Source organism: Streptomyces sp. MAR4 CNX-425 (assembly GCF_048656465.1).
GTDB lineage: Bacteria > Actinomycetota > Actinomycetes > Streptomycetales > Streptomycetaceae > Streptomyces.
Genome location: NZ_JBMDLF010000024.1, coordinates 1 through 11960 on the forward strand (window position 1 = coordinate 1; position 11960 = coordinate 11960).

The window sequence follows — 11960 nt, forward strand, 5'->3', positions numbered from 1 at the left end:
ACTGTTTCTCCTGCTCCATCAGGCGAAAGGTGGCTTCAAGCTCTTGGGGCGTCCCCATGAGCTGGTGTATAGAAAGATCCACCACAGTGGATTGACAAAATTGAACCAGTGTTTCCGATTGGCCAAGTGCCGTGCGTGGAACTCGTCCTGCTCCGCGACTGTGCCAATTCTTTCGGCGTCTGCCAAACCAAAAACAGACACGAGGTCACGCACTGTGGGCGGTAGCCAGAGGCGGGTGATGTATACCACCCAGGCACCGTGCTCCCTTGCCTGCCTGGACGGCCAGGCATCGATACGGGCGCCATTGCAGCACAGGCGGATATCTCTTGGCTCAAGATGGCCCCTGGCTCGTCGCAGGGCCTCGAAGAGGTCTGCGCCTGAGGCTTCGCACTCCACGGCAGAAGCTGACTCGATCGTCAGCCGCCAGGCGTCCTCCCACCCGGCGTCCTCGTGGTAGTCAACGGCGGCGGTCCACGCCACTGGCTCGCCATCCACGAAGGCCCGGAGGCTGATCCACTCAGTCATCCCTTGAACCATGGATTCTTGATCACTTCGCCCGTGGGCATCCCCCACCTCCAGCGTTCTGCTTGGACGATCTTCGACGCGTCGATTCCTTGGAACAATATTTCGCGTTCCGATGGGAACTCGCCCCTGAAATGCGAACGGATTGCACCACCGAGCGCCTTGTTGACACTGATCCCCTGGCCGGGGTTCCGAATCTCGTACACCCAGGTTCCAGTACCTCTCGCACCCTGTGGGAAATTTGCCGCTTCGCGCGCTATCCGGCTTGTCCCCACCCAGGCAGATGGAGTGTTCTTGGTTGCATATTCCCTGATGTCCACATTCGTTCCCTTGGGGCGGAATCCACCCTTCACATACACGGTGATTGGGTCACGGGTATCACCCCGGTACACTCGGGCGGGGGAAACAATTGATTTCACCGGAACGTTGAAGAATGTGGCCAACCGAGATGCCTGGTTAGCTGGGTTTAGTGGCGCTGGGGTCCACTTAGGCGCGGGCATCAGCCACAGGCCCACCTGGCCCACACCGCCGAGGCAATACGCGGTTCCGTTCAGGTAGTCGCCTTCTCCGTAGGCGTTGATCCCGCGCCGAATGTCGTTGATTCCGGTGAACTCAGCTACACAGCCAGTCCAACCCCAGCGGCCGTTCTCGCGTGCATATTCGGCCCCCTGCTCACACGTATCACGCAGCGCATTCCCAATTCCTTCGATAACTGGGGACAAGGGAATTAGATCAGTACCCGGTATATCCGCAGTCCAGCAACCCTCATCGCCGCTGCCCGGAATCAACCAGCAAGTCCCCGCCGGGTCGACTTTGAATGTGGGAGCGTTGCCTGCGTAGGCGTAGGAGGACTCTCCGGGCACCCTCTGTGGCGCCGTGAGTGGGTCTGTTCCGGTGAACTGCCCTGTGAGTGGGTCGTAGGTGCGAGCGCGAAGGTTGTAGCCGCCGTCTTCGGAAGTGGGGCTGCTTTCGTTCCCGAGGAATTCCTTGTATTCGCCGGCGAACCCAAACCACTGATTGACGGAAGAATCGCTGGTGCCTAGGGAGGGGCCGCCTATGCCGAAGGCATCGTAGCTGTACGATTCCAGGGTTGTGCCGTCGGCGGCAGATGTCACGTTGGTGACGGAACCGATCAGGTCCCGGTGATAGTAGTACGATCTGTCGGTGAACGCATTGTGCATCGCTTCGACTTGACCGCTGGGGTTGTAGCGGTATTCGCGGGTGAGGTTGTTGGCGCCTGGGTCATAGGTGCCTGCCAGCAGTGGAATCGGATTGTTAATGTCCCAGGCTCGGATGGAGCCGCCGACCTCTCTGCGGTTGCCGTCGGAGTCGTAGGTGTACTCCTTGGTGCGGTCCCCGACGGCCTTGGTCAGCCGATTTTCAGCGTCGTAGGCGTAGGTAACACTGCCGGCCTTGGTGCGGTTGCCGTCGGCATCGTATTCGTAGGCTGTGCTGTTGGTACCGGTGGTCTTCTGGGTGAGCTGGTCGGCGGAGTCGTAGCTGTAAGTGGACGTCGCTCCGGCGGTGGTGGTGTGTCCGGTGCGGTTGCCGACCTTGTCGTAGGTGTAGCTGGCGCTAGGCTCGCCGCTGGGGCAGGCGGTGGTCTGGGTTGTAGAGGTGCACTCGGTTAGTAGACGTCCGGCGTCGTCGTAGGTGTAGTAGGCCGACTTGCCGGTGCGCGCGTTGTCGATGCGGGTCGGTTGACCGGCGAGGTCCAGGACGGCGTGCCAGCCGGAGAGTACCGTGCCGTTCTTACTGCTGGCGATATCTGTCAGTCGTCCGGCCGCGTTGTAGGTGCGGTTCTCGGTGTAGCCGTTTGCGGCCGGCAGGGTGGTGTCTTTGAGATTTCCGTTCGCGTCGTACGTGTAGCTGGTGGTCAGGTTGTTGGTGACTGACGTGGTGCGGTTGCCGTCAGCGTCGTATCCGTAGGTGGTGGCCGTGCCACTCGGCGAGTTCGTCTTGGCTCGAAGGCCCGCGTCGTTGTAGGTGTAGGTGAAACCGGCCGTAAGTCCCGGCACGCTGGCGGTCTTGAGCCGACCTACTGGACTGTAGGTGAAGGTGCGGGTGCCCGTCCCGTCGGTGACCTTGGTGCGATTGCCCACGGCGTCGTACGTCGTGCGGACATCGGGGGTGGTGTCGGAGTAGTCGACGGCGGTAGGGCGACCGAGTGCGTCGTAGGCGGTAGTGGCTGTGCTGCCGCGCGCGTTCGTGGCCGTGGTGCGGTTGCCGTCGGCGTCGTAGCCGTAGGTGACTGTCCGATTCAACGGGTCTGTGACGGAGGTCAGCTGGTGGGCGTCGCTGTAACTGTAGGTTGTTGTGTGGTTGTTGGCGTCGGTGCGGGTCTTGACGTTCCCGGCGGTGTCGTAGGTGTAGCTGGTGGTCCCGCCGTCGGGAGCGGTCACCGTCTTGATCCGGCCCAGTGGGTCGTAGCTGGTCTCGGTGGTCTTGCCATTGGGGTTTGTGGTGCTGATCTGCCGGCCTACTCGGTCGAACGCGGACTTCTGTGTGCCGCCGAGTGGATCGGTGACCTGGGTGAGGTTGCCGGCCTGGTCGTAGCGGTAGGTCGTGGTGTACTTCACCGGATCCGCGCCGGTGGCATTTCCGCGGGGGTCAACCTCGCTCGCGACTCGGCCGTCGTCGTCGTAGGTCCAGGTGGTCTTGTTGCCCAATGGCGTTTTGAGGCTGGTCCGGTCGCCGTCGGCGTTGTAGCCGTAGTTGGTGATCCGGCCTAATGGGTTGGTGACGCTGCTCAGCAGGTTTGCGGCCGTATGACTGTATTTGGTGACCTTTCCGTTGGCGTCGGTGATCTGGGTGACGTTGCCGTTGGCGTCGTAGTTGGTTTTCGTGATTCCGTTGAGCGGATCTGTGACCGAGGTCGGCCGGTTGAAGTTGTCGTATTTCGTGGTTGTGAGTGCGCCGGTCGCGTCTACCTTCTTGGTCTGGTTGCCGCTGGCGTCGTAGCCGTAGGTGGTCGTGTACTTTGCCGGATCCGCGCCGGTGGCATTGCCGCGGGGTGAGGTGGTGGCGACCAGTCGGTTGGCCGCGTCGTATCGGAAGGTGGTTTTGTTGCCGCGCTCATTGATTGTCGCGGTGACGTTTCCTACCGCGTCGTAGTTCGTTGACGTAGACGTGCCATCAGGGCCGGTGATCTTCGTGAGCCGGTCGAACTTGTCGTACTCGTAGGTCGTGGCCTGGCCGGTCGCGTCCGTGGTCTTCGTGCGGTTTTCGTTCGCGTCGTACTCATACCTGGTGGTGTTGCCAGCAGGGTCGGTGACCGATGCCAGCAGATCAGACGCCTTGTACAGGTAAGTGGTCGTGTACTGGGCTGGGTCTGCGTCCGTGACGTTGCCACGCGGGTCTGTGCTCGTCAGCATTTTTCCTGCGGCGTCGTAAGTGAACGTCTGCTTGGCGCCGGACGGTGAGGTCTGGGCGGTCAGATAGCCCTGTTCGTCGTATGCAAAGGTCGTGGTCTTCCCTCGCGGAGAGGTCGTGGAGGTGACTTGACCCTTGGTGTTGTACGTGTAGCTGGTTCTGCCAGCTGGCCCGTTCTCGTCGATCAGACGCTGACTGTTGTCATAGGTGTAGGTGGTCTTCGCCCCACGAGCATCAGTGTGAGACGCGACGTTGTTCCCGGAGGTGTATGTCCATGACTCGGTCACTGATCCCGTGGTGCGTTTGAGGAGATTGCCGGAGCTGTCGTAGTTCAGCTTCGTCTGGACACCTCGGGGGGCCCTCACCTTGGCCAGTCGCAGCTTGTCATCGTACTCGTAAGAGGTGACATTGCCGAGCGGATCGATCCGGGAGCTCAGCACACTGCCGTGGTACAGGTCGGTCCAGATGCCGCCGTTGGCGTCCTGGTAGTTGGTCTGCAGTGTGTCTCTCGTGAACTTCGCCACGGTGCCGTCAGCATGGGTCTGTTCAGTGACACGGCCGCTTGAGTTGTAGGTGGTCTGCATCTGCTTGTTGCCCGCAGCGTCGGTTATGCTCGACAGTCGGCCGGCAGCATCGTAGCCATATGTGACCGCTCCACCTTCGGCACCCTTCACCGACGTTAGCCGACCATCCGTGTAGCTGTAGCTGATCGTGCGGCCACCGGGCAGGCCGATGCTCGTCACCAGACGCGTCGCAGGGTCGACATTCATCTGCACGGTATGGCCGGCGGCATCGCTGACGGAGTTCAAATCTCCGTTGCTGTAAGAGAAGGACAACCCCGCCCCGACCGAATCCTGCCAGGCCGTCAGCCTTCCCTCACTGGTGAACGTCAGCTTCTCCTGCGCACTGGTCGTCAGGGTGAAGCCGCCACCGCTCAACGCGGACAACCTGCTGGTCACACCGAGCGAGGATGCGCGATAGGCTCCGCTGGCGTCCTTGGTGAACGTGAGGCGCGAACCACTGTCAGAGACATAGGTGATGCTACTCTCCGCTACCTGAAGCCGCACGTCATAAGCAGATGTCCAACCTTGGCCGTACATGCCTGCGTAGTCGTTGTCCGAAGCATAGATGCGCCGAAGTTCGAAGGGGATACCGGGAGCCGCCAGCGTGACGTCCACTGCTGACTCATTCAACGCCCCGGTACCGGTATTGACCGGATCCCCAAGATATCCCTGGAACGGCTGTCGCCCGCTTGTGTCCCCGCAGACACAACCGATCTTCTCACCGGAAGTAATACGCAGCGGCGGACCCTGAGCTGCGATGTTGGGGGACCTGACCTCTTCACTCCACCCTGTGGCACACCCCCAACCGCGCGGATCCGCGTTTGTCCCTCGGTCGGCCGATACGGCGACCTTCATGTAGTACTCGACACCCAGTTCCAGAATGGTTGGGTCGGACACTGACCATTGATTAGTGGGGGTCCAGGGCCGCGTCCCTTCAGGGTCCGAGTCGCACCACTGCTTGATCAGACTATCGTCCGAGGCTCGGTAGAGAGCCCGGTGATACGACTCGAGTCCTGCAGGGTTGTCCCACTTGACATCACCCCATTCGACATCGAACCCGAACCAGGAGTGCGGGGCCACCCGCATGTTCGTCACGGGGCTTATCGCCAGCAACCTTGGCTTGTTGTCTGGCGGTCCGTCCTTCTCCGGACTGCTATCTTGCGACGGTGCCTTGAGCGTCCTGTCCGGGAGTTCGATCACAGCGCCTGGCTCTTCGGGTGCGCGCAAGTCGGCCACCTGCGCCCGGCGTTCTTTCATCGTCATCGGCTCTTCCGCCTGCACCGGACCCGACATACGCGCCGCTACAGGGCTCCCCGCCTGAACTCCCCCACGTTGCTCTGGGGCGGCCATTGAGGAAGCGTGGCCTGCCGAGAGCACACTACTGATAAGTAGCGACCATAAGCTGATCCCCACCACGGTCATGCGCAGACCCACTGAACGCAGCATCCCCTGGTCCCTCCCCAACGCTGGTCCATCACCCAAGAAGTGAACAACCACTCAAATATACGTTGTGATCACTCTCGGTCAACTGTCAAAAGCGGCAAGCATGCAGCCGACGATGTTTCCAAGCCATCCTCTCCGCAGTGGTCGCCCACTTCGGGACTGTAAAACGTTCGGTGTAACTCCTGATCAAGGAAGATGCATCGATGACCAGCGGCAACGTGAACCAGGCCGAGTCCGGCGAGGCGGTTGAGCCCCAGCCGGCGACGGTGGACGACCAGCTGATCGACGAGCTGGTGGTCCGGGCCGGCCGCGCAGCGTTCGGCTACCGGCTACGCCGCTGGCGAGGGGACGGTTCTGTTCGCGCTGACGGCCGCGGCGTCCGGGGCGTCTGGTGACTTCTCCGCCACCCCGCTGTCGCCGTCGGGCAAGTGGAGCGCCGGCGGCTCCTCCGGCGGTTTCTCCTGGTCGTACGACCTGGATGTGCCCGAGATAGCGGGCGACCTGCGGCCGGACCTGGCGCTGGAGTACTCCTCACAGTCCGTCGACGGCCGGACCGCCGCGACCAATAACCAGGCCAACTGGGCGGGCGACGGCTGGACGATGTCGGCGGGAGCCGTCGAACGCCGGTTCGTAGCATGCGAGGACGACCGCTCCGGCGGCAACAACCCGTCCTCCAAGGTCGGTGACCTGTGCTGGAAGACCGACAATGCCACCCTCACCCTCAACGGCAAGACCCACGAGCTGGTTAAGGACGACGGCAGCGGCGAGTGGCGCTTCAAGGACGACGACGGCACCCGGGTCGAGCTGATGTCCTCCTCCAAGCGGGCCAACGGTGACAACAACAACGAGTACTGGCGAGTCACCGCCCCCGACGGCGTGCGCTACTACTTCGGCGCCCACCGGCTGCCGGGCTGGCAGGACGGCGACGCCAGGACGCAGTCGGTGTGGACGGTGCCGGTCTTCGGCAACCACTCCGGAGAGCCGTGTCATGCCACCGCGTTCAAGGACTCCTGGTGCCAGCAGGCTTGGCGCTGGAACCTCGACTACGTTATCGACCCGCACGACCAGGCCCTCACCTACTACTGGGCCAAGGAGCACAACCACTACGGGCTGAACGTCAACGACGCCACCGGCAAGGCCACGCCCACCCGCTTCAACCGCGGCGGCCATCTGGAGCGTATCGACTACGGCCTGGACGGTGACGCGCTCTACGCCGCCGACGGCGCGCAGGCCCGGGTCGATTTCGCCGTGGCGGAACGCTGCCTGCCCACCGACGCCTTCGACTGTGCGAAGGACAAGCTGAACGCCACCAACGCGAAGCACTGGCCGGACGTCCCGTACGACCAGTTGTGCGGGTCGGGGGAGGAGTGCAAGACGTACTCGCCGTCGTTCTTCTCCCGTAAGCGCCTCACGGGGGTCACCACCAAGGTGCGGGTCGGCGGCTCGTACAAGCCCGTCGATTCCTGGAAGCTGGAGCACAGCTTCCCGGCCACCGGCGACGGCTCCGACCGCGCGCTGTGGCTGAAGTCCGTCCAGCGCACCGGCCACACCGGGGGGAGCGACATCTCCCTGCCCGCCGTCACCTTCTCCGGGCAGATGCTGAAGAACAGGGTGGAGAAGGCAGTCGACGGCGTGCCACCGCTGAACCGCTACCGCGTCTACGGCATCAAGACCGAGACCGGCGGCACCATCGGCGTCACCTACTCACCCGAGGACTGCACCGCCGGCAACCTGCCCGACCCGGCGACCAACACCAAGCGCTGCTACCCCGTGTACTGGTCGCCCCCGGACGCGCCCGCCCCGGACTTCGAGCCCTACCGCGACTGGTTCCACACCTACGTCGCCACCCAGGTCCTGGAATCCGACGACGTCGCCGGCGCACCGGTGAAGACCACCTCCTACGACTACCTCGGTGGCCTGGCGTGGGCCAAGGACACCGACGAGCTGACCAAGGCCAAGTACCGCACCTACTCCGAGCGGCGCGGCTACGCCCGCGTCCGCACCCGCGTCGGTGCCGGCAGCGAGACGAAGTCGCTCGCCGAGACCCGCTACTTCCGCGGCATCGACGGCGCGAACGTCCCCGACTCCGAGGGCAGCAGCGTCACCGACCGCGAGGCGTTCGCCGGCATGGTCCGCGAGGAGATCGGCTACGAACATGCCGGCGGCGGCATCATCGAGGCCACCGCCTACACCCCGTGGCGCTCTCCGGCCACCGCCACCCACGCCCGCGACGGACTGCCGGACCAGAGCGCCCGCTACACCGGCGTCAAGACCGAGGCCACGCGGGAGCTGAAGAAGGACGGCACCTGGCGCCGCACCACCACCGGGCGCACCTTCGACTCGTACGGCATGGTCAAAACCGTCTCCGAGACCGGAGACACGAGCAAGACCGGCGACGAGCGCTGCACCACCACCTCCTACGCCCGCAGCACCGGCGCGAACTTCGTCGAGGCCGTCGCCGAGGAGAAGACCGTCGCCACCACGTGCGGGGCCACTGCGACGCTACCGAAGGACCTGGTGTCGCTCAAGCGCACGTACTACGACGGGTCCACCACGCTCGGGCAGGGCCCCACCAAGGGCGACATCACCCGCGTCGACGAGCAGGACAAGGCCGGCACCGGCACCCAGACCGTCGCCACAGTCACCTTCGACATCCACGGCCGCCCGCTCACCCGGACCGACGCCCGCGGCGAGACCACCACTACCGCGTACACGCCCGCCACCGGCGCGGCACCCACCAAGACCGTGGTGACCAACCCGCTCGGCCACACCCAGACCACCGAACTCGATGCCCGACGCGGCATTCCCACCACGACGGTCGATCCCGCCGGCGCCCGCACCGACGCCGACTACGACGCCCTCGGACGGCTGGTCAAGGTGTGGCAACCCGGCTGGGCCAAGGCGGACTACCCCTCAGCCCCGTCCGTGCAGTACAGCTACACCGTCTCCAGGACCGCGTCGGCGGTCATCGCCACCAAGACCATCCAGCCCGACGGCACGTACACCACCGCCTACACGCTCTACGACGGCCTGCTGCGTGAACGCGAGACGCAGATCCCCGCGCCCGGCGGCGGCCGCGTCATCACCGAGACCCTGTACGACACCCGCGGCCTGGAAACCAAGATCTACCACGCCTATCACGCCACCGGTGATCCGTCCGCGACCCTGGTCGAAGCCGCGGACAACACGGTGCCGAACATGACCGAGAACATCCACGACGGTTCCGGCCGCGTCACCGCCGCCATCTCCCGCAAGTTCGGCGACGAGACCAAGCGCACCACCACCGCCTACAGCGCCGACCAGACCACCGTCATTCCGCCCGACGGCGGCACCGCCACCACCGACCTCACCGACGCCCGCGGCAACACGGTCGAACGACGCCAGTACACCAACGCCGCCCGCACCACCCACCAGACCACCGCCTACGCCTACGACAAGCACGACCAGCTGGCGAAGATGACCGACCCCGCCGGCAACGTCTGGACCTGGACCCGCGACGCCCGCGGCAACGTCACCGAGTCGAAGGACCCCGACAAGGGCACCTCCACCACCACGTACAACGCCGCCGACCAGCCCGTCACCGTCACCGACGCCCGCGGTATCGCGCTGACCACGAGCTACGACGCCCTCGGCCGGCCGACCACCGTCAAGAAGGGCGAACAGACCCGCGCCGAATGGGTCTACGACACCCTCGCCAAGGGCCAGCTCACCTCCACCACCCGTGTCCACGACGGCGGCCGCTACACCACCGCCGTCGAGGGCTACAACGCCCGTACCCAGCCCACCGGCACCACCGTCACCGTCCCCGACGCCGCCGGAGCGCTGGCCGGCACGTACCGCATCGGCTACACCTACGACCCCGAGACCGGCAAGCGCACCTCGATCAGCCAGCCCGGCGTCGGTGGACTGCCGAACGAGCGGACGGCGACCGACTACAACTCCCTCGGACTGCCCACCGCCACCAGCAGCGGCGGCGTCGCCCTGGTCTCCCAGGTCACGTACGACAGCTTCGCCCGCCCCGTACGCACCGAGTACGGCTCCGGCGACCGCAAGCTCTACCGCACGCACGAATACGACGAGCACACCGGCGACCTCACCCGCCAGGTCACCGACCGCACCACCGGCCCCCAGCGGCTGGACGACGTGCGCTACACGCGCGACGACGCCGGCAACATCACCTCCCAGACCACCACCAGCGGCCAGGACGCCCAGCAGACCACCGACCGCCAGTGCTACGCCACCGACGCCCTGCGCCGCCTGACCGACGCCTGGACCACCACCGCCGGCACCTGCACGCACGAACCCGACCCCGCCACCGTCGGCGGCGGCCCCGAGGCGTACTGGCACTCCTACACCTACGACACCATCGGCAACCGCACCACCGAAACCCAGCACGCCGTTACCGGCACCGCCACCGACCAGGACGTCACCCGCACCTACACCCAGCCCGCCCCCGGCCAGCCCCGCCCCCACGCCACCACCCGAGTCGACACCGCGGGCGGCACGGCCGACGGCGCCAGCGAAGCCCTCGACTACGACGCCACCGGCAACATGACCACCCGCAGCGGCGGCACCGCCGACCAGAGCTACACCTGGGACGACGAAGGCCACCTCGCCGCCGCCACCGAAGCCGGCACCACCACCGGCTACGTCTACGACACCGACGGCAACCGCCTGCTGGCCACGGGCAGCGACAACACCGCCACCCTCTACCTGCCCGAAGGCAACGAACTCCACCTCCACCCCGACGGCAGCGTCACCGGCACCCGCTACTACGCCCACGACGGCGAAACCGTCGCAGTCCGCACCCCGGGCAGCCCGATGCACTTCCTGGTCTCCGACCACCAGGGCACCGCCATGCTGGCCGTCTCCCTCGCCGTCGGCCAGGCCGTCATCCGCCGCAAACAACTCCCCTTCGGCGCCCCCCGCCCCACCACCGGCACCGGCACCGGCCCCGACTTCCCCGGCACCAAGGGCTTCGTCGGCGGCACCCGCGACGACACCGGCCTGACCCACATAGGCGCCCGCGAATACGACCCCACCCTCGGCGCCTTCATCTCCCCCAACCCCCTCCTCGACCCCGCCAACCCCCTCCAGGCCAACGCCTACACCTACGCAAACAACACCCCCGTCACCGCATCCGACCCCACCGGTGAGATGCTCTACGACGAAGTCACCAAGAAGGGATTTGGCAACAACAAGGTCCGCAAAAGCTGGTACCGCAAACAGGGCTACACCAACAGCCGAGGCCACACCACCAGCAAATACCGCGCCCTCGTCCGCCACAACACCAGAAGCTTCAACTCCTACTGGGCCCAGACCCGCGCACAGCAAGCCCGAGCCCAAGAAGAGCGCTACCGCCTCGACAGCATGAAACGCGCCCAACTCCTCGCCGCCGCAAAAGCCAAAGCAGAATGGCGCAAAAAGGAGAACAACAAGTCCTCCATCCTGGGAGGAATAGGCGGTGTACTGAAAGGTGGCGTCAGTGTGGTCGGGGACGGCTTCGAAGCAGCCGGTGACGGTCTCGAAGCAGTCGGGAACTTCACCAAAGACCACTGGCGAGGAATGGCGGAGGGAGCAACTTTCGCGACCTGTGTCGCTGCTTCGTTTGGGATGTGTGCCGGAGCGGGGCTGGTGCTGGTTACCGCCAAGTTCGGGGCTGATCTGTATACACACGGATGGGGTTATGCGGCCGAGAATGGCATCGTAAACGTCAAGGGTTACGCTATCGGGCTCGCAGTAGGCGGGGCGGGCGGAGCATCGCTGCGGGGTCTACAGAAGGCGACTCTGCCTCTGGGGCGTCACGCTACGCGCTACCTACGAGCGCCAAGGCATGCTGCTGGCCCACGCCATGCTGCATCCCCGGACAGGTGGCTTCGCGGTGCCTTTTATGGTGGCGGGTCACTATATGGACAACTGGGATGTGGCACAACGTACATGGCCCCCGGTTGGTGTTAAATGGAGGCTGAATTGCTTCACGATCACGAGGAACCCCCGCTCATGGTGTGGCGACCGCCCGTAACTCTCCGAGTGGTCGCGGGCATGCTCTCCGTGGCATTG

The 11960-nt window shown here is 64.9% G+C and carries 4 protein-coding genes; 2 read left to right on the forward strand and 2 right to left on the reverse strand.

Going from position 1 to position 11960, the window contains the following annotated elements:
- Window positions 1-18: 18 nt before the first annotated feature.
- On the reverse strand, window positions 19-525 hold the full coding sequence (locus ACHZ99_RS33125) for a hypothetical protein (protein ID WP_420308550.1): 507 nt from the start codon (window positions 523-525) through the stop codon (window positions 19-21).
- Complete coding sequence (locus ACHZ99_RS33130) at window positions 522-5738, reverse strand: DUF6531 domain-containing protein (RefSeq protein WP_420308551.1); 5217 nt, start codon at window positions 5736-5738, stop codon at window positions 522-524. The genes ACHZ99_RS33125 and ACHZ99_RS33130 overlap by 4 nt, the downstream gene beginning before the upstream one ends.
- A gap of 365 nt (window positions 5739-6103) precedes the next feature.
- Between ACHZ99_RS33130 and ACHZ99_RS33135 the strand changes: the two genes are divergently transcribed.
- The gene (locus ACHZ99_RS33135) at window positions 6104-6295 is read left to right on the forward strand and encodes a hypothetical protein (RefSeq protein ID WP_420308552.1); all 192 of its coding nucleotides are present in this window, start codon (window positions 6104-6106) and stop codon (window positions 6293-6295) included.
- Window positions 6296-6380: 85 nt separating this feature from the next.
- Window positions 6381-11858 carry an RHS repeat domain-containing protein gene (locus ACHZ99_RS33140; RefSeq protein WP_420308553.1) on the forward strand — a complete coding sequence of 1826 codons (5478 nt, stop codon included), beginning with the start codon at window positions 6381-6383 and terminating at the stop codon, window positions 11856-11858.
- Window positions 11859-11960 lie beyond the last annotated feature (102 nt).